Consider the following 18,693-nt stretch of genomic DNA (forward strand, 5'->3'; position numbering starts at 1 on the left):
GTTCGGGTGTAGTCGCACCGGTGAAAACGCAGGCTCGGAGAGCGGCGCGTTCACATCACCCCCGCGGGAAGAGCCATGGACAGACTTGACGGACTGGGCCAGTGGTCGCGAGGACAAAAAAAGAGAATTTGACCACCCTGATGGGTCACTTGAGATCGCGGTTACGCGGTGCCTCTGACGGGACGGTCATTAACGATGTTGAAGATCATTCCGTCCAATAGTTCCTCCAGATCGGGGCGTGCTGCCGGACCGTTTGAGATGTCTACAAGCATCAAACTGCCATCTGGTCGGATTGCGAATGTCCCAGGCTCGGCAAACATATCCGAGGTTTCCGCCTCGGACAGGGGTTCAGAGACATACAGGCCCAGATCGCGCATTTGCGGGACTGTAAGCCCATAACATAGATCGAAATTCCATCCGAACTCATCGCGGTCTGCCAAAGCCTTGTCCAGAGAATCGGCCGAGACCACAATGACATTCATCCGATCGGTCCAATCGGCCAGCCGTGCATTTAACTTGTTCAAATAGCGTTTGCAGCGAGGACAATGCCGACCGCGATAGACAAACAACATTGTCCAACGATCGGTTGCTGTGCCAATCGCCCGTGTACCGCCATCCACATGCGCAAAACTGGTCGCAGTAACCTGTTTGCCAACATTTGGTTTTGTCATTTTATTTTCCCCCTCACAATTTGCGCCTTGTCAGATTCACCCCAGCGAAAACGGTGGGCTCCCTGCCCGGTTTTAGGCGCCTTCAAACAGGATTTCCTTCTTTCTGTCGGCATCCTGCCGGCATAAGGCAAAATCGTCTTCATGCAGAAACCCCCGTGGAGCGGGCGCAATTTCGAAATGTCCGAATTCATCCTGGCCTGAAACCAGCGCGACCAGAGTACGCGCGCCATTCTTGTGTTTCATCGACGGTTTGATGAACCGAAGGGCGGCGCCGATCCGGCGATCATTGGTTTGGTTGGGGCCCGAAGCGTGAAACAGATGGCCGTGGTGGATCGAGGCCTGACCAGCGTGCAACGCGGCGGCAACCGTGTCAGCCTCGTCGACATTCACCGCTATCTCCTGTCCGCGCGACAGCAGGTTGTTCTCATCGAAAGTGTCCACATGTGGGACGATACGGTTCTGGTGGCTGCCGGGAACAAACCGCATACAGCCGCTTTGCTCGGACGCCTCTGAGAGAGCCACCCAACATGTGACTTCCTGCGCATCGTCCAAACCCCAATATGTCAGGTCCTGATGCCACGAGACAATTTTGGGCGACCGCGCTTCTTTAACGAATAGGGCGCCGCTCCAGACCATGAGATCGGGGCCCAGAACAGGCGAGACTGCAGCAATCACATTAGGATGGCGCAATAACGCATCAAAAGAGGGTATCAGCCGATCGGGATAGGAATACAGCAGTTTCAGTCGCTGGCTGTCGCCCGAAACTGCGTCTTCGGCCCTTTCGAAGTCGTCGCGCAACCTTTGCGCTTCGCTTGGGGTCAGAATATCCAGCGGCGAAACATATCCGTTCTTTTCATAGTCACCGCGTATGTCGAGAGTTTCGTTTCGCATTGTCATCCTGTTCTGTCTCGGATCACTTGACCAAATATCATTCCTTCAACCAAGTAAATTTGGCCAAAGCGGGTTCCCGCAGGCCGCATTTGCATGGCGTATCCCAAGACACCGGTCGCATTCAGACGGCCGAAACCAGGGCGATCCCAACCACCGCCAGCAACGAGGCCGCCATTGCCAGGTTTATCCGACGGTGCCACGTCTCGCTGATATCCAAACTGCCAAGTTTCGCCCCGGCGCTGAGCCAGATCAGGTGCACGGGCACCCAGATCAGGTTGAATAGGATGATCTTGATCACTGCCTCCCAGATCGGGGCGTCGGGCAAAAAGGCGAACCCGGAAAACAGCGCAGTGCTGACGACATAGGCTTTAGGGTTGATGAATTGCAGCGTCAGCCCGTTCAGAAACCCAAGCGGCGTCGCAGCAGGCGCAAATCCCACACGCGATCCGGCACTTGCGATGCGCCATGCCAGAAACACCAGATAGCTCACCGACGCGATCAGCAACACTGTCCTCAGGAAGGGCACAGCCAAGGCCACAGCGGCAACGCCCGAGATCACCAGCAGCATGTTGATGAACCCGCCCAGCATCAACCCGGCGACAAACGCAAAGCCCGCGCGAAACCCAAAAGCCGACCCGATCCCCGCCGTTGTCAGCACGCCCGGACCGGGCGTGATCAACAGAAAGAACACCGCAATGACGAATTCGATCATGCGCCAGAGTGGCCCGCTATAGGTCCTTGCATTCCGGAACGGGCGTCAATACCGATCCATCCTGCAAGTGTTGCAGCAAATTGTCGACCGTCAGGTCGCCCATGGCGGCGCGGGTTTCAACCGTCGCGCTTCCGGCGTGTGGCAGCAATACGACATTCGGCAGATCGCGTAGCGCTTGCGGCACGTGTGGCTCTTTTTCGAACACGTCCAACCCGGCCCAGCCCAGATCGCCCTGTTGCAGCGCCTCGATCAGGGCCGTTTCGTCCACAACCGAGCCTCGGCTGACGTTAATCAGCGTGCCTGCCGGGCCCAAGGCTTTCAGCACCTCGGCATTGACCAACTTGTTCGTCGCGGGCCCACCCGGCGTGATGCAGATCAAAACGTCCACATGCGCGGCCATATCCACCAAGGAGCCGAAATACTGATAAGGTACATCCTTTTGGCTGCGTGAATGGTAAGAGATTTCGGGCGACCAAGGGGCCAGCTTGTCCGCAATCGCCTGACCGATGCGGCCCAGGCCCAGAATACCGATCTTTTGACGATCAGCCGAACGGGTCAGGGGCGCGTTGCCTTCAGCCTCCCACCGACCAGACCGGACATAGGCATCGTCGCGCACTAGCTCGCGGTAGCAGGACAGCATCAGCAGAACGGCGGTTGTGGCGACCTCGTCATTCAGCACATTGGGGGTGTGGGTTACGACAATACCCAGCTGCGCGGCAGCCTTGGCATCAACCGCGTCGTAGCCGACGCCATAGACGCTGATCGCCTTGAGGTTTGGCAAAGACGTCATCAGATCGGTCGGGATGCCGGCATGCCCGTTTGTGATGACATGTGTGATGACTGCGGCTTCGTATTGATCCAACTGATGAATGTTGAAGGCCGGAGACAGGCGGGATTGCATCCGCTCGGTGATATTTCCGATTTGCAGGAGGTCGGGCATCGTGGCGCACCTTTTTATCTGTAAATGGGCGGGGTTTGCGCCCCGCCGAGAGGTGTCAGTGATTGTCGCGCGGGGTGAATTTGCGGGCGATATCGCGGTAGTTTTCGGCCCCTTTCAGGATCATCCCCCGATCCAGTTGATCCACTTTTTCGCGGAAGATTTCCTGCCACGGTGACTGATGGGGTGGCATTTCATAGCCGCCATTGGCCTCTAGCGCGCGGGCGCGTTCGTGCAGCTCGTCCAGCGGCACCAGCATGTCGGCCGTGCCTTTGCCCAAGTTAATGCGCACACGGTCGCCGTTCTGGACCAGAGCCAAGCCCCCACCTGCCGCCGCTTCGGGCGCCGCGTTCAGGATCGAGGGGCTACCCGAAGTGCCCGATTGCCGCCCGTCACCGATGCAAGGAAGCGCTTCGATACCCTGCTTCAACAGGTAGGACGGCGGTCGCATGTTCACCACCTCGGCCGCGCCCGGATATCCCTTGGGGCCAGCCCCGCGCATGATCAGGATACAATTGGCATCGATATTCTCGGATGGATCGTCAATGCGGTGGTGGAAATCCTCGGGGCCATCAAAGACGACCGCGCGCCCTTCGAACGCGTTGGGGTCGTCGGGGTTCGACAGATACGCCTTGTGAAAGGCGGGCGAAATGACCGAGGTCTTCATGATCGCACTCTCGAACAAATTGCCCGACAGGTTGATGAACCCGGCCTGTTCCTTGATCGGAGCGCTGACCGGCTTGATGACGTCATCGTTCAACGACCGGCGTGCCTCGCAGTTTTCGCCCATCGTCTTGCCATTGGCCGTCACCGCATTGGGGTGCGGCAGCATGTCGGCGGCGATCAATTCACCAATGACGGCGGGAACACCGCCCGCATGTTGGTAGTCTTCGCCCAGATACTCACCTGCTGGCTGAAGGTTGACCAGCAGAGGCACGTCATGGCCCAAATTCTGCCAGTCGTCATTGTCCAGCGGCACACCCAAATGGCGGGCAACCGCGTTCAGGTGGATCGGAGCGTTAGTCGAGCCGCCGATGGCCGAGTTCACGACGATGGCGTTTTCAAAGGCTTCGCGGGTCATGACATCGCTGGGGCGTAGATCCTCCCATACCATTTCGACGATCCGACGCCCGGTTTCATAGCTGATCTGGCCACGTTCACGATAAGGGGCCGGGATGGCTGCTGATCCGGGCAATTGCATCCCCAGCGCCTCGGCCAATGAGTTCATCGTCGTCGCGGTGCCCATGGTGTTGCAATAGCCAACGGACGGGGCGGCGGCGGCGGCGATATCCATGAACTCATCGGTGTCGATATTGCCCGCCGCCAAGTCTTCGCGCGCGGACCAGATCACGGTGCCGGATCCGGCGCGCTTGCCCTTCCACCAACCGTTCAGCATCGGGCCGACCGACAGGGCGATGGCGGGAATGTTCACCGTTGCGGCCGCCATCAACAGCGCCGGGGTGGTCTTGTCACAGCCGATATTCAGAACCACTCCATCCAGCGGGTAGCCATAGAGGCTCTCGACCAGCGACAGATAGGCGAGATTGCGATCCAGCGAGGCCGTGGGCCGCTTGCCCGTTTCTTGAATCGGGTGAACAGGGATTTCGATGCAGGTGCCGCCGGCCGCAATGATGCCGTCGCGGACACGTTTAGACAGCTCAATGTGATGGCGGTTACAGGGGCTCAGGTCACTGCCGGTCTGGGCGATCCCGATGATGGGCTTGCCGGATTGAAGCTCTTCCCGCGTTAGGCCGTAATTCAGGTACCGCTCAAGATACAGCGCTGTCATCTCGAGGTTTTCGGAGTTCATGAACCATTTGCGCGATCGCAGGTCTTCTTTGTTTATCTTTTTTGTCATCGGCCGAATTCCCTGTCCTTTAGATCGGTTTGGTTTGTGGTCATTGCGATTTCTGCGCGCAAAATACCGCAAACCGAATTGCGTGCCCGGTGCCAGCGCTTTCGCAGCTAGCACTATCGGGTTGGTTTGATTTGAACCCTTTTCGAAACTTTCCATGATTTCGAGATTATGAAGACGAATCGAAAGTGGATTTTCAATCTTAATAGTGCCAAAAAGACCTCAAAGTAAGAATTATTAGCGCTATCATTTGCCGCGCCGGGAAATGTGACAATAGAGCGCCGGGCAGGCGCTCCAAAAGGAACTGGCGAATGAAGCAAGGATCAATCGCGTCCCAGCTTGGGGTCAGGGTGCTGGGCTCTATTCGTCAGGCAATCTGGAACAGCTGACCGGAATGGTGCGGCCCTTGGAGGAAAACTAATTGTTTCTGGTAGATTCGGCGGCCCAGACCGTCACCGGGAAAAGTGCAAAAATCGTCGCGTGCTCTGATCACCGTGCGGCTGTTTTGACAACTTGATTGAAGAAAAGGATGAGGCCGCATTGGATCACGTGGCTTTGTCTAAGAAACTAAAGCAACGGAACGGGGGGGTATCACGTGAAAAAGATACTGATCATAGGTGGCGGCGGAATGTTGGGCCAGAAACTGGCGCAGCGCATCCGGACCGAGCAGGTTTTTGGCTCTGACGTCGAACTTACGCTGTTCGATCAATCCTTTCCGCCCAACGGGGTCGTTGGCACGCAGATAGCAGGCGATATTGCTGCGATGGGCACAGCACAGGATTTGGCGGCCCGTCGGCCTGATTTGGTGTTTCACCTCGCAGCTATTGTGTCAGGTCAGGCGGAAACGGATTTCGCCTTGGGTTGGGATGTCAATCTGATGGCCACATGGGCGCTACTGAACGCTCTGAAAGTTGAACATGACGCATCTGAAGGGGAATACCGGCCCAGGTTTGTATTTGCCTCTTCCATCGCCGTATTTGGGGCGCCCTTCCCGGACAAGATCGACGACGAATTCCTGTCGGCACCTTTGACCAGCTATGGCGCGCAGAAAGCGGCGTCCGAGTTGTTGATTACGGATTTCAGCCGCAAAGGTTATATCGACGGCCTGTCGCTGCGCCTGCCGACCCTGTGCGTGCGCCCCGGCAAGGCCAATGCTGCGGCCTCATCGTTCTTCTCGGGCATTATCCGTGAGCCGCTGAACGGTGCCGAGGCGATCCTGCCGGTCGCCGATACCGTTCGCCACTGGCACGCCAGCCCTCGGTCAGCGGCCCAGTTCCTGACCCATGCTGCCGATCTGGAAATCCGACTTTTGCAGGGCCGCCATGCGCTGAATATGCCCGGCATCAGTTGCACGGTCGCCGAACAGATCGAGGCGCTGCGCAATGTGGCAGGGCAGGAGGCCGTGGACAGGATCAAACACGTGCCGGACCCGGCCATCGAAGCCATTGTCAAGAACTGGCCACGCGATTTTCAAACCGACCGCGCGCTGAATCTTGGTTTCAGGGCCGAATCCAGTTTTGAAGAGATCATCCGAATTTATCTGGAAGATGACCTGAATTTCTAAGCGTCCAGCGTTTCGCCGGTCAGGTGCCGTTTCAGGTGGTCGTGTATTTTCTGTTGGGTCAGCTTCGGGTCGCCTGAAAGCGCAGCCTCAAGAATATTGGCGTGATGTTCGATATTCATCGAAATGAATTCGAACCGGCGATCCGCGACCATCAATTGTTGCCGGAATTGCGCATAGACGCGTCCATGCATTTGTTTCAGCGTCTCTGATCCGCAGGCTGAAATCAGAGTTTCATGAAACTCTTTCTCGGCGGCGAACCAGATATCGATCAGGTCACTCGGATCGTCTTTGTCGCGGATGCGCCTTTCGATGTGACTTAGTTTGTGATGAGCTGCGGTTAGGCGTGCCTCCCAATCGACGCCGCCGTTTTGGATCGACAATGCGGTTCCCTCTGCTTCCAGCAGAATGCGGACATGGGTCAGTTCGGTCAACTTCTGGGGCGCGCGTTGCGGCACGCGGAACCCGCGTTGTTCCTGAAAATCTGCAAGGCCCACAGCGGCAAGCCGGAACAGGGCTTCACGTACCGAACTGGCTGAGCACTTGTATTCTTTCCGCAAGTCTTCCGCCCGAAGCTTGGCCCCGTGTTCGAATCCGTTCGAGATCAGCCGCATCTTAAGATCTTGATAAATATCGACTTCAGCGGTCATCGAAAGAGTTGTCCTGAACGTTACCCTTCGCTCTTCCTATCCCTAATTTCGTTTTTGAGCAATAATCTCGAAATTACGCTCAATTTCACATTTTACTTGTCGCATGCGATTCGGCGTCCTAACGTCAGGCAGCGTCGTTCAAGAGAGGGCTTAGAAACCTTCAGCACGCCACGCTCAACGTCTGGGAGGACAATATGAAATTATTGACGACCGCGGCCGCTGTGGCCGTAGCCACGACCATGGCCGCGACATTCGCCGCTGCCGAAACCACAAAACTGCGCATTCAAACCCATTTCTCGCCGGAACAGCTGTCGGGCAAGATGGCGGCCAAGTTCATCGAGGACATCACCGAAATGTCCAACGGTGAGATCGAGGTCGAGATGTTCTATTCCTCGTCCGTCGTCAAATCGGTCGAGACATTCGACGCCGCCGCAACGGGCATTCTGGATTGCGATATGACGGGCGGCGGCTATCAGACCGGTAAGAACCCCGCATTCCAATTCGCAGGCGATCTGCTGGGTGGCTATCAGAACCCCTATCAGCAGATGGCATGGCTGCTGCATGGCGGTGGCCGCGATGCGCTGAATGAGCTGTATAACGGCTATGACATGGAATTCGTCGGCTGGTGGATTCCGGGACCGGAATCGCTGTCCTCGACCAAACCGATCGCAACGGTCGAAGACTTCAAGGATTGGAAATTCCGTTCGCCTCCGGGTCTGGCCACGAAAGTGTTCGCCGAGCTGGGTGCCTCGCCCATCGTGATGGACTTTAACGAGATCTTCACGGCGCTGGAAACCGGCATCATCGACGGTGCCGACGCGGCGAACCTGACCAACAACGTGGGTCTGGGTCTGTATGAGATCGCGGGTCACACCAACTTCCCGGGCTTCCACTCGATGCCAGCGGATCACCTGGCCTGCCGCAAGGATGTCTGGGAATCCATGCCCGCGCATCATCGCAAGATCATCGAGGTCGCGATGGACAGCCTGGCCCTGCACAACGCCACGATCAACGAGGTGCAGAACGCGCAAACCGCTAAAGACCTGCGCGCCCAGGGTATCCAGCTGTATGAATGGACCCCGGAAGATCTGGCCGCTTACCGCGATGCCGTTCAGGTTGGCTGGACCGAGTTCGCCACCACGCCCGAAGCCAAGGCGCTGTTGGAAAGCCACATTGCGTTCCTGAAAGACATGGGTGCGATGAAATAATCGGCGTCATGCTGAGACGATCCTTCGGAAAGGCTGCGATCCGTGGCCTTTCCGGACCTTTCTCAGGGACGTATGTCGAATGAAAATCACCAAGATCATTAGTCACGTCCTGCGCTACGACATGCCCGAGGTTTTGGGCTATTCGCAGCAATATTACGACAAGCGCAGCGCGCATCTGGTCGAAGTTCAGACCGACGAAGGCGTTACCGGATGGGGTGAGTGTTTCGGCCCCGGTACGGTCGCTCTTGCCAACAAAACCATTGTCGAACAGGTGATCCAGCCCATGGTGCTGGGATCGGATCCGATGGACCGCGACGTGATCTGGCACAAGGTCTACAACCTTCTGCGAGATCATGGGCAGGGTGGCATGCCCCTTCAGGCCCTTTCGGGTGTGGATATCGCTCTTTGGGATATCGCTGGCAAAGTGGCGGGCCTGCCGCTGCACAAGCTGATTGGTGGTGCGCATCGCAGCTCGGTCCCCTGTTATGGCTACGGTATGATGCTGCGCGATGAACCCGTCGATGATCTGGCGCGCCGCTTTACGGACGAGGCCGCCGCGATCAAAGAGATGGGCTTTGTCGCCACCAAGATGAAAACCGGCTTTGGCCCCGAACCAGACGTCAAGCTATGTCAGGCCGTGCGGCGCGGTGTCGGCGACGATTTCCGGTTCATGGTCGATGCCAACCACGCCTATACCACGTCGGATGCGTTCTATGTGGGACGCGCTCTGGACGAGCTTGGAGCCTATTGGTTTGAAGAGCCTGTCGCGCCCGAGGATACCGACGGATACCGCGAGTTGCGCAAAGGGCTGAAAACCAACATCGCTGGGGGCGAGGCGGTGTTCAATCGGTGGTCGTGGCGCACTCTGCTGGAAAGCCGTGGCTTGGATATCGCCCAGCCCGAGGTTTGCGCCTTGGGTGGCGTATCCGAGTATCTGCGGATTCTGGCCTTGTGCCACGCCCATTTCACTCCGGTCGTCAATCACGTCTGGGGCAGCGCAATTGCCGTTTCCACAAACCTGCATCTGCTGGCGGCAATGCCTCCGATGCCGGGCGGCCTGCACCCGTGGGAGCCGATGCTGGAGTTTGACACCACGGACAACAAATTCCGGGACGATCTGCTGACCGTTCCTTTGGACATTCAGGGTCAGGTCAAAGCTAACGCAGGCCGTGTCGCGGTTCCGACCGGGCCGGGCATCGGCGTCGAGCCCGACCGCGACTTCATAGATCACTTCCGGGCCAGAACATAACGACAGGGGGCAGGAAATGCAGAAATCCACGGGTGGAATTATTGAATGGCTGATACCCTTGGCCTTTGTCGGAACGGCCAGTTGGCTGGTCTGGCACCTGCCTGCCTTTCTGCTGGATTGGCTGCCCTACACTTCGGAATCCCTCAAATCCCAGGTGCAGGAGATTTACCTGCGCGCCGACATCACGCCAAATGCCGCTGGCATCTTCGGCGGACATATCGACATTTTTGACATGCTCGCGCTGATCCTGACTCCGATACTTGCGGTGATCGGTGCCCGAACCGTGCGCCCGGCTGCAATGGAGTATGGCGGGCTCAGCGCCATCGACCGATTTGCCCTGTTCATCGGGCGCGTCACCATGATGATGATCGCCATCATGACCATTGTGATGCTTTACGAGGTCTTCCTGCGTTACATTCTGGAAAAACCCACCGAATGGGCCAACGAGATGACCCTGTGGTTCGCCAGCTTCGTCTTCCTGATGTCTGGCTACTACGGGATGCAGCAGCGCAGCCACATCCGCATTTTCCTGCTATACGACGCCGTGCCACGATGGCTGCAACGGGTGTTCGACACGATCTCGACCGTTCTGATCGTCCTCTTCGCCTTCTTCCTTGTCTATGGCAGCTACAAACAGGTCTTCGTCAACAAGTTGTATAAATGGGAGCTGTTCGGCTCGGCCTTTAACCCGCCGATCCCGGCGACCCTGCAACCGATGGTGCTGATCGTCATTACGCTGGTGGCGTTTCAGGCGGTCGTGAACCTGATCTCGGATTGGAACAAGGAACCCGAGATTCACACTGACGAACCTGATGAAGAAGAGATTGAAATGCTGAAAAAAGCAGTGGGGCAAGACTGATGGATATTGGAACAATCTCACTGATCCTGATGGTCGCACTTATCGTCTTGCTGGCCATCGGGATGCCGCTGGGTCTGGCCTCGGCCTCGCTGGCGGTTCTTGTATTGGTGCTGAAATTCGAGCCCAACCTGCTGCTCAACCCATTTTCCTTTGGCGACGGGCTGCTGACCGGCAGGCCGGGGACGGGGCCGCTCTATATTCTGGCACAGAAAATATACGGGCTCTTAACGGATTACGTACTCATATCCGTGCCCTTGTTCATCTTCATGGCCTCTCTGCTGGAACGCTCGGGGATCGCCAAGGACATGTATTCCTCGCTCAATATCTGGTTGTCGCGGACGCGGGGCGGGATTGCTATCGTCACCTCGATCATGGCGGTGATCATGGCGGCGATGTCGGGGATTATCGGGGGTGAGGTCGTTCTGCTGGGCCTGATCGCCCTGCCGCAGATGTTGCGGCTGGGGTATAACCAGAACCTCGCCATCGGTGTGATCTGTGCGTCGGGCTCGTTGGGGACGATGATCCCGCCGTCAATCGTGTTGATCATCTATGGTCTGATCACCGAAACCTCGATCAAGTCGCTGTTCACCGCGTCCTTCATCCCCGGCTTCATGCTGGCGTCGATGATCATCCTCTACATCATCATCCGCACCCGGCTGAAACCCGATGATGCCCCCTTGCCTGAACCCGACCCGAACGACCCCGAGCCGACCGAAAAGCGCAAGCTGTTCGCCGCGTTCATGTGTATCGTCGTTGCCGGATTTTCCACCGTTCTGTTCATCCGGGCCGCGTTCTTCGAACTGTCAGGATCGAATGCCGCCAGTCAGGGTGAGCCCGCGCGGTTCGGGACGGCGGATTACCTGCCCTGGTTCGCAGGCATAACCATTGTTGCGCTGCTGCTGATCTTCTTCGTCTTCGGCAAAGAGCGCGCGCGCGTTGGCTGGCATATGGGCAAAGGGCTGGTCGCACCGATGGTTGTGATCGGCGTGGTTCTGGGTTCGATCTACGGCGGCATCACCGGTATCACCGAGGCTGCCGGAATGGGCGCGTTCGCTGTTCTGATCATCGCCATCCTGCGCGGAGAAGGCTCGTTCGAGCTGGTCTGGGACAGTCTTATGCGCACTCTGAAATCCACCGGTACGATCATCTGGGTCACGATTGGTGCCGCATCGCTGGCGGGGGCCTATACCATCGCGGGCGGACCGCAATATGTGGCTGATCTGATCGTGGGTCAGGAATTGCCACCGATGCTGGTCATTCTGGTGATGATGCTGATCCTGCTGTTCATGGGCGCGTTCATGGATTGGGTCGGGATCGTCTTGCTGATCATCCCGGTCTTCCTGCCCATCGTGCTGCGCCTGCCCATCGAAGAGATCGGCCTGATCGGCCAGCTGCAGCCAAATCACGTAGCGATCTGGTTCGGCGTGGTGTTCTGTATGAACATGCAGGTCAGCTTCCTGTCGCCGCCCTTTGGACCGGCCGCGTTCTATCTGAAATCGGTGGCCCCGCCGCATATCAGCCTGACTGATATCTTCCGCGGCTTCCTGCCCTTTATCGGCATCCAGATTCTGGCGCTTTCGGTGCTGCTGATCTGGCCCAATATCATCGCAATCCTGTTGTGAGGATCGACCCATGCTGACGCAAGAGCAAATCTCACGTTTTGAAACCGATGGCTATCTGGTCGTGCCAGACGTTATTCCGCCTGACATTCTGAACCGGGTGGTCGACGAATACTCGACCCTGCTGGATGGGCTTTATGCGGACTGGTTCGCGCAAGGTCTGGTGCCCAGCCCCGAGGGTCTGGATTTCTGGGGCAAGCTGCTGGCCGCTTACGAGGCCCGGTGCGACTATTTCCAGCCCATGGATATTTCTCTGCCCGGCGACCGGATCATGGCCGATACGCCTTTTCACATCGGACCCGCCGTGTTCGAGATGATGACCGCCAAGCCGCTTTTGGACGTGGTCGAGCAACTGATCGGCTCGGAACTGACCAGCAACCCCATTCAGCACGTGCGCCTGAAACCTCCGGCGCGGAAGCTGGCAAATGATGAAATCCGCGCGCATATTACTGCAACGGACTGGCATCAGGACCGGGCTGTTGCGCTGGAGGATGCGGACCAGACCGACATGGTCACTGTTTGGATCGCGGTGAACGATGCGACGGTCGAAAACGGCTGTTTGCAAGTGCAGGCCAAAGCCCCGGATCAGGACATCCTGCCCCATTGCGCGCGCACCCAGACCGGGATCGCGGACGGGTTTGTGGATGAGACGACCGCTGTCCCCCTGCCGGTCACAGCCGGAGGCATCGTCCTGTTTCACCCTCTGACCCCGCATGCCTCGCTGGTCAACACCACGGATCAATTCCGCTGGTCCTTCGACATACGCTACAGCGCGACGGGGCAACCCACAGGGCGCGGGCATTTCCCGGATTTCGTGGCCCGATCCCGCGTCAACCCTGACCGCGAATTGCACGACTGGCGTGTCTGTCGCTCGAACTGGGAGGCCGCCCGCGCGCGTCTGGCCACCCAGCCGCATATCGACATTCATCGGTGGGACTCGACCTCTCCGTTCTGCGCATGAGGGAAACCGGACATGACATCTGTTCTGGCAGATAACGGCTCCACGCCGTGCGCAACAGGAGCAGCGCAGTGAAACGTATCCTCGTCGTTGGCGGCGGGCTGATCGGCATTCGCCATATCCAAGCCGTTAAGCAACATCCGGGCTGTCATCTTGTGGGGCTTGCTGACCCGGACATGTCGATCCGTGTGGACGCAACCCGGTTCGCCAGTATGGATGACATTCAGGACGATGTGGACGGCGTCATCATCGCCACCCCAACGCATCTGCACGCCGCGCATGGCATGGCGGCGGCAGCACGCGGATGGCATATGCTAATCGAAAAACCCGTTGCCGGCACCGTGGCCGAGGCGCAGGCGCTGGCCCGTGCCCTTGAACAGGCTCAGGTCCGCAGTCTGGTCGGCCACCATCGCCGCTATCACCAAGTCCTTCAACATCTTAAGGCCAAGATCGCCGAGGGCGTCATCGGGCGGGTCATCAATGTCTCGCTTTTATGGGCGATGCGAAAGCCGGACGCTTATTTCGAACAGAACTGGCGCACCTCGGGCGGCAGCCCGGTGATGATCAATCTTGTCCACGACATCGACGTTTTACGCTTTGTCATCGGCGAGATTAGCGAGATTGCCGCCTTGCGAGGCGCTTCACTGCGCGGGACGGACAGGATTGAAAGCGGCGCGGTGGCGCTTGCGTTTGAAAACGGGGCGACGGGAACCATCAGCTTCGCCGATACCGCGCCCAGCCCCTGGGGGTTTGAGGCCGGGATCGGCGAGAATCCCAATATCGGCACCACCCATCAGGACATGATGTGGATCACCGGCACAAGAGGGGCCATCAGTTTCCCGTCGCTGACTCTGTGGCAGGGCAAGGATTGGGGCACCCCGTCAGAGCGCGTGGAGTTCGACAAACCGGCCCAAAGCTGCGTGCCGCTGGACGCGCAGTTGGATCATTTTCTCGACGTGATGGACGGGGTCGCTCCGCTGATTGATGTGGCCGACGCCGCGCGTACCCTTGCTGTCGCCACCCGGATTGAAGAGGCGTTGGCGAAACAGAGTGCGGGCTTGCCGGTGCGGGCCTGAACACGCGCTCGCAAAGGATGGGCGCAGAGACACTTAAGACGAATTGATGGAAAGGAATTCGCATGAGCAAACCTTCTGTTGGATTTATTGGCCTCGGGCTGATGGGCGGGGCCATGGTCAACCGGTTGCTGGCCATGGGCTATGCGGTCACGGTTCTGGGCAACCGCGATCGCACCCATCTGGATGCTGCGATCGCCCGCGGCGCGGTTGAGGCACAAAACGCAAAAGATCTGGCTGCTGCCAGTGACATCGTGATGCTGTGCATGGGCACTTCGGATCAGGTCGAGGCGCGGATGCGCGGGGAAAACGGCGTGATTGCGGGTTTGAAGCCCGGCGGCATTGTGGTGGACTTTGGCACCTCGCTGCCCGGCAGCACGCGGACCCTCGCGGATGAGGTCTCTGCCGCCGGGGGCAGCTATCTGGACGCACCGCTGGGGCGCACGCCCTCACACGCGCTGGAGGGCAAGCTGAACATCATGGCTTCGGGGGATCAGGCCGCTTTCGACACCGCAAAACCTGTGCTCGAAGATCTGGGTGAGAACGTGTTCCACCTTGGAGCCGTCGGCTCGGGGCACACGATCAAGCTGATCAACAACTTCTTCGGCATGACCGTGGCCAATGCCATGGCCGAGGCTTTCGCCATGGCCGATGTGGCTGGGGTGGATCGCAAGCAGTTGTACGATGTGATGGCTGCGGGGCCACTGCATTCGGGGATGATGGATTTCGTCACCGCCTACGGCGTTAATCAGGACCCGAACCAACTGGCCTTTGCGATTAAGAACGCTGCTAAGGATATCGGGTATTACGACCAAATGGCGCGCGATGCGGGTGTCAGTAGTGTGATGTCACAGGGCACCTTGGCCGCGTTGAACGATGCGCGCGACACTGGTCAGGCGGACGATATGGTCAGCCAGATGGTCGACTATTACGTCAACCGGTTCAAACCCTAGGCGATGGCCGTCGCCGCCCGATCGACCGCAGATTTGCCGCGTCTGGGCATCGTGTTGATGCTTCTGGCGTGGCTGCTGTTTTCCTTTGTCGATTTGGGGGCGAAATGGCTGGCCGTCGCCGGATTTCCGGCCTTTCAACTGGCGTTCATGCGCTATGCGGGCCATTTTGTGATCTCGCTGGGTGTCATCGCAAAGGGGGGCTTCCAGCCCAGCCGGTTTCATACCGATCATCCGTGGCAACTGATCAGCCGGGCTCTGCTGCTGATTTCGGCCACGGTGTTCAACTTCTACGCCCTTCGGTTCCTGCCGCTGACAGCGGTGTCTGCGATCATGTTCTCAAGCCCGGTGATTGTGTGTTTCCTGTCGGTCTTTGTCCTGAAGGAAACCGTAGGGCCGTGGCGGTGGTTTGCCATCCTTCTGGGCTTTGTTGGCGTATTGGTGATCGTCCGCCCTTTTGGCGCGGTGTTCCACCCCACCATGTTACTGATCGTCTACAACGCGACGGCCCTGGCGCTGTATTCGATCATGACCCGGCGGCTGTCCGGGGTCGTGTCGGTTGATACGATGCAGTTCTATCTGGGCCTCACCGGAACAGTTGTCCTGTTGCCCTTTGCGGTGTGGTTCTGGATGCAGCCCGAAAACCTGTGGAGCATGATCGTGCTGATCGGACTGGGCGTCTTCGGATGGGGCGGCCACCAATTGCTGACAAACGCGCATCGCTTTGGCACCGCCAACCAGTTAATGCCCTTTACCTATTCCTTCCTGATCTACATGGCGATCTGGGGTTATCTGTTCTTCGAAACCGTGCCGGACGCCAGCACGCTGACGGGGGCTGCGCTGATCATGGGCGCCGGGCTGATCATCTGGAAACGGGAGAAGCGATAGCGGCCCTTATCCCCGCACCGCAGCCAACACATCTTGCGCCCCTATGATCTGCAACAGCGCTTTGTCCGGCTCATCCTGCTGGGTCGCCCGCGCGATGTCTGCTGCCAAGGGATCGTTCAACGCGCGTCCTTTGGCGGTCTCTGACACACAATAGGCAATCCACGCCCGCACCCCTTCGGCAACCGCTTTTGATCCGGTCTCGCGCAGGGTGGGGATGAACCTGTAAGGCAGTTTCTGGCTGCCATCCATGGCGATCTGATCCAATCGGTGGGCGAGTTCGGGGTTCTCGAACCGGGCAATCAAGGCGGCGGCATAGTTTGGGACCTGATCCTGTACCTCGTCTGGCAGCGTTCTTCCGGCATCGGCCATCAAATCCTGTACAAGCGGACGCAGAACAGGGTCGCGGATCGCCTCATGCACATAGGTTAGCTCACGTCCCAACCCCGCGTAGGCCAGCAGCGAATGCGCACCGTTCAGCATTCGCAATTTGCGCAATTCGTGCGGAGCGACGTCCTTGACGAATTGCACGCCCGGCCAGTCGGGGCGCGGGCCTGCGAAGTTGTCTTCGATCACCCATTCCGAGAACGCTTCGGTCGGGACGGCCATGGGATCGCCGCTGATGGCGCGCACCGCATCCGTGGTCGCCGGAGTGATCCGGTCAACCATCGCGTTTGGAAAGCTCAGCCTGTCCCAGTTCAGATCCAGCCCTGCGGCCGCGGCGAAATCAGCAACGGCCGTTTTCAGGGCGTCGCCGTTGCCCACCCGATTGTCACAACTCAGCACCGATACCGGGCTATTGCGCCCCGCAAGCCCGAAGGCCAGAAATCCGATCAGGGTCGACGGGCCTTGCCCTGTAAGATCAGAGGCGATGGCCGGATCGTCCAACTGCAACCGACCTGCGCTGTCCAGATGATAGCCCTTCTCGGTCACTGTGGCCGAGATGATATCTGCCTCAGCCATGGCCTGGAAAATCGCGTCTCGGTCATCGGGTAGGGTCAGAACATCGCGCAGAACCCGGATGCGCCGGACACCTTGACCCTGCACGCACAGGTCATAGTCAAACCCTTGCTGCGCCAACCCGTCCCGGATCGCTGTAGACCGCAAGCTGACTCCGACCAAATCCCAGCCCTGCGCCTGATCGGTGTAGTCCAGCAAATGCGCACGAGCGAAGTTGCCGAGGCCGAAATGCAGTATCAGCCCCATACTATAGCTCCAGCCCGTAGACCTGCCGCGCGAGATCAGTGGTCAAAAGTTGCGCCAGCCGTTTGGCGTCGACCATCCCGAAATATCCACGCTCGATTTGCTGGGACAGATGCAGCGCCACGCCGCGCCGCCACATGTCGTGGCGCGCCGGGATCGACAGAAAGGCGCGGGTGTCGTCGTTGAACCCGGCCAAATTGAAGTAACCTGCCGTTTCCACCACCTGATCGAAATAGCGCGCGATCCCCGCAGGGCTGTCATGGAACCACCACGGCGGGCCAATGCGCAGACAGGGCCAGTGACCCGCCATCGGGGCGAGCTCTCGGGCATAGGTGCCTTCGTCCAGTGTGAACAGGATTATGCGGAGCTTTGGCGAATTGCCAACACGGTTCAGCAGCGCGTCCAGTCCATGCACCCAATCCATCGCGATGGGAATGTCTGCCCCTTTGTCACGCCCGAAGCCCTGCATCACAGCGCGGTTGGTGTTGCGTCTGCTGCCCGCGTGGATTTGCATGGTCAGCCCATCCTCGACCGACATCTGCGCCATTTCGATCAGCATATGACCATAGAACCGCCGTGCATCCTCAGCGCTGCCTGCGCCCTGCCGCAACCGTTGATAGATCGGGTAGGGATCGTCCAGCCATTCGGTCTGCACTTTCTCGATCCCGTGGTCGGTGGCCGTGCAACCCAGTTCGATGAACGTGGCACGCCGCTGGCGCAGGGCTTCAATATAACCGCTGAAGCTACCGACATCACAACCGGTCATCGCACCCAGTGCAGTCAGGTTCTGGACGAAATCCGGGTCCGCTCCATCCAGAACCCCGTCGGGGCGGAAAGTTGGAACAACGCGCCCGCTCCAACCGCTGTCGCGGATCGCCTTGTGATGAGCCAGATCATCCAGAACCGAGTCCGTGGTGGCTAGAACCTCGATCCCGAACCGTTGGAAGAGCGCCCTTGGCCGGAACGCGGGCTGCACCAGACGGTCGGCAATCTGATCATAGATCGCATCGGCGGTGTCCGGCGACAGATCTTGAGAAATCCCCAGAGTTTCGCGCAGAACATAGCTGATCCAGATCCGCGACGGCGTGCCCAGAAACAGGACCCAATGGGCGGCGAAGGTGCGAAACACCTGACGCGGATCCGCATCGCGTCCCGCAGGGCCCACCCCCAGTTGCTCTAGCGGAACGCCTTGGGAATAGAGCATGCGGAACACATAGTGATCGGGCACCACCAGCAGCTCGGCCGGGTTGGGAAAGGCTGCATCCTGCGCGAACCAGCTTGGGTCGCAATGACCGTGCGGGGACACTATAGGCAGGTCTTTGATGCCCAGATACAGGTCTTCTGCCATGCCCTTTAAATTGCCTGTCAATTTCCCCTCCGTGCTTTGCCCAAGGAACAGTTAACACATTTTT

General features: G+C 58.6%; 17 protein-coding genes. 9 read left to right on the forward strand and 8 right to left on the reverse strand.

Going from position 1 to position 18,693, the window contains the following annotated elements; translation table 11 throughout:
- Positions 1–161: 161 nt before the first annotated feature.
- From GOV79_RS20445 to GOV79_RS20465, 5 genes are all read right to left on the reverse strand, one after another.
- Positions 162–671, reverse strand: coding sequence for a redoxin domain-containing protein (locus GOV79_RS20445; protein WP_170791517.1), 510 nt, complete (start codon positions 669–671; stop codon positions 162–164).
- 72 nt (positions 672–743) lie between these two features.
- Entirely contained in the window at positions 744–1,562 is an 819-nt protein-coding gene (locus GOV79_RS20450; RefSeq protein WP_237218076.1) for a phytanoyl-CoA dioxygenase family protein, read from the reverse strand.
- A gap of 121 nt (positions 1,563–1,683) precedes the next feature.
- The gene (locus tag GOV79_RS20455) at positions 1,684–2,274 is read right to left on the reverse strand and encodes a LysE family translocator (protein WP_170791521.1); all 591 of its coding nucleotides are present in this window, start codon (positions 2,272–2,274) and stop codon (positions 1,684–1,686) included.
- Between the two features lie 16 nt (positions 2,275–2,290).
- The gene (locus GOV79_RS20460) at positions 2,291–3,214 is read right to left on the reverse strand and encodes a 2-hydroxyacid dehydrogenase (RefSeq protein ID WP_170791523.1); all 924 of its coding nucleotides are present in this window, start codon (positions 3,212–3,214) and stop codon (positions 2,291–2,293) included.
- A 55-nt stretch (positions 3,215–3,269) separates the two neighbouring features.
- Positions 3,270–5,069 carry an IlvD/Edd family dehydratase gene (locus tag GOV79_RS20465; RefSeq protein WP_170791525.1) on the reverse strand — a complete coding sequence of 600 codons (1,800 nt, stop codon included), beginning with the start codon at positions 5,067–5,069 and terminating at the stop codon, positions 3,270–3,272.
- A gap of 592 nt (positions 5,070–5,661) precedes the next feature.
- On the opposite strand from GOV79_RS20465, the gene denD reads away from it, so the two are divergent.
- Positions 5,662–6,630: a D-erythronate dehydrogenase gene (denD, locus tag GOV79_RS20470; RefSeq protein ID WP_170791526.1), complete on the forward strand. Its 969-nt coding sequence runs from the start codon at positions 5,662–5,664 to the stop codon at positions 6,628–6,630.
- Here denD and GOV79_RS20475 read toward each other — a convergent pair.
- Positions 6,627–7,277: a GntR family transcriptional regulator gene (locus GOV79_RS20475; protein ID WP_170791528.1), complete on the reverse strand. Its 651-nt coding sequence runs from the start codon at positions 7,275–7,277 to the stop codon at positions 6,627–6,629. The genes denD and GOV79_RS20475 overlap by 4 nt on opposite strands.
- A 194-nt stretch (positions 7,278–7,471) precedes the next feature.
- Between GOV79_RS20475 and GOV79_RS20480 the strand changes: the two genes are divergently transcribed.
- The 8 genes from GOV79_RS20480 to GOV79_RS20515 all read left to right on the forward strand — a co-directional run bounded on the left by GOV79_RS20480 (position 7,472) and on the right by GOV79_RS20515 (position 16,081).
- On the forward strand, positions 7,472–8,485 hold the full coding sequence (locus tag GOV79_RS20480) for a TRAP transporter substrate-binding protein (protein WP_170770814.1): 1,014 nt from the start codon (positions 7,472–7,474) through the stop codon (positions 8,483–8,485).
- Between the two features lie 79 nt (positions 8,486–8,564).
- On the forward strand, positions 8,565–9,734 hold the full coding sequence (locus GOV79_RS20485; protein WP_170791530.1) for a mandelate racemase/muconate lactonizing enzyme family protein: 1,170 nt from the start codon (positions 8,565–8,567) through the stop codon (positions 9,732–9,734).
- A 16-nt stretch (positions 9,735–9,750) separates the two neighbouring features.
- A complete protein-coding gene (locus GOV79_RS20490) occupies positions 9,751–10,593 on the forward strand; it encodes a TRAP transporter small permease subunit (RefSeq protein WP_237215826.1) in 843 nt (280 codons plus the stop codon).
- The gene (locus tag GOV79_RS20495) at positions 10,593–12,215 is read left to right on the forward strand and encodes a TRAP transporter large permease (protein ID WP_170791532.1); all 1,623 of its coding nucleotides are present in this window, start codon (positions 10,593–10,595) and stop codon (positions 12,213–12,215) included. Before GOV79_RS20490 ends, GOV79_RS20495 begins: the two co-directional genes overlap by 1 nt.
- A 10-nt stretch (positions 12,216–12,225) precedes the next feature.
- A complete protein-coding gene (locus GOV79_RS20500) occupies positions 12,226–13,173 on the forward strand; it encodes a phytanoyl-CoA dioxygenase family protein (protein WP_170791534.1) in 948 nt (315 codons plus the stop codon).
- Positions 13,174–13,241: 68 nt separating this feature from the next.
- On the forward strand, positions 13,242–14,246 hold the full coding sequence (locus GOV79_RS20505; protein ID WP_170791536.1) for a Gfo/Idh/MocA family protein: 1,005 nt from the start codon (positions 13,242–13,244) through the stop codon (positions 14,244–14,246).
- Positions 14,247–14,308: 62 nt separating this feature from the next.
- Positions 14,309–15,196, forward strand: a complete 888-nt coding sequence (locus GOV79_RS20510) for an NAD(P)-dependent oxidoreductase (protein WP_170791538.1) — start codon at positions 14,309–14,311, stop codon at positions 15,194–15,196.
- Positions 15,197–15,199: 3 nt separating this feature from the next.
- Positions 15,200–16,081 carry a DMT family transporter gene (locus tag GOV79_RS20515; RefSeq protein WP_170791540.1) on the forward strand — a complete coding sequence of 294 codons (882 nt, stop codon included), beginning with the start codon at positions 15,200–15,202 and terminating at the stop codon, positions 16,079–16,081.
- Positions 16,082–16,087: 6 nt separating this feature from the next.
- Here GOV79_RS20515 and GOV79_RS20520 read toward each other — a convergent pair whose 3' ends face one another.
- On the reverse strand, positions 16,088–17,284 hold the full coding sequence (locus GOV79_RS20520; RefSeq protein WP_170791542.1) for a mannitol dehydrogenase family protein: 1,197 nt from the start codon (positions 17,282–17,284) through the stop codon (positions 16,088–16,090).
- A gap of 1 nt (position 17,285) precedes the next feature.
- Positions 17,286–18,650 (reverse strand): glucuronate isomerase, encoded by a 1,365-nt coding sequence (gene uxaC / locus GOV79_RS20525; protein ID WP_237218077.1) that lies wholly within the window; start codon positions 18,648–18,650, stop codon positions 17,286–17,288.
- Positions 18,651–18,693: the final 43 nt, after the last annotated feature.

Origin of the sequence: Ruegeria lacuscaerulensis (assembly GCF_013034745.1) — a bacterium.
GTDB lineage: Bacteria > Pseudomonadota > Alphaproteobacteria > Rhodobacterales > Rhodobacteraceae > Ruegeria > Ruegeria lacuscaerulensis_B.

Coding starts and splice junctions, on each gene's coding strand:
- GOV79_RS20490 (WP_237215826.1), top strand. CDS start 9,751: ATGCAGAAATCCACGGGTGGAATTATTGAATGGCTGATACCCTTGGCC.
- GOV79_RS20450 (WP_237218076.1), bottom strand. CDS start 1,562: ATGCGAAACGAAACTCTCGACATACGCGGTGACTATGAAAAGAACGGA.
- GOV79_RS20460 (WP_170791523.1), bottom strand. CDS start 3,214: ATGCCCGACCTCCTGCAAATCGGAAATATCACCGAGCGGATGCAATCC.
- GOV79_RS20485 (WP_170791530.1), top strand. CDS start 8,565: ATGAAAATCACCAAGATCATTAGTCACGTCCTGCGCTACGACATGCCC.
- GOV79_RS20515 (WP_170791540.1), top strand. CDS start 15,200: ATGGCCGTCGCCGCCCGATCGACCGCAGATTTGCCGCGTCTGGGCATC.
- GOV79_RS20455 (WP_170791521.1), bottom strand. CDS start 2,274: ATGATCGAATTCGTCATTGCGGTGTTCTTTCTGTTGATCACGCCCGGT.
- GOV79_RS20500 (WP_170791534.1), top strand. CDS start 12,226: ATGCTGACGCAAGAGCAAATCTCACGTTTTGAAACCGATGGCTATCTG.
- GOV79_RS20465 (WP_170791525.1), bottom strand. CDS start 5,069: ATGACAAAAAAGATAAACAAAGAAGACCTGCGATCGCGCAAATGGTTC.
- GOV79_RS20445 (WP_170791517.1), bottom strand. CDS start 671: ATGACAAAACCAAATGTTGGCAAACAGGTTACTGCGACCAGTTTTGCG.
- GOV79_RS20480 (WP_170770814.1), top strand. CDS start 7,472: ATGAAATTATTGACGACCGCGGCCGCTGTGGCCGTAGCCACGACCATG.
- GOV79_RS20475 (WP_170791528.1), bottom strand. CDS start 7,277: ATGACCGCTGAAGTCGATATTTATCAAGATCTTAAGATGCGGCTGATC.
- GOV79_RS20495 (WP_170791532.1), top strand. CDS start 10,593: ATGGATATTGGAACAATCTCACTGATCCTGATGGTCGCACTTATCGTC.
- GOV79_RS20510 (WP_170791538.1), top strand. CDS start 14,309: ATGAGCAAACCTTCTGTTGGATTTATTGGCCTCGGGCTGATGGGCGGG.
- GOV79_RS20520 (WP_170791542.1), bottom strand. CDS start 17,284: ATGGGGCTGATACTGCATTTCGGCCTCGGCAACTTCGCTCGTGCGCAT.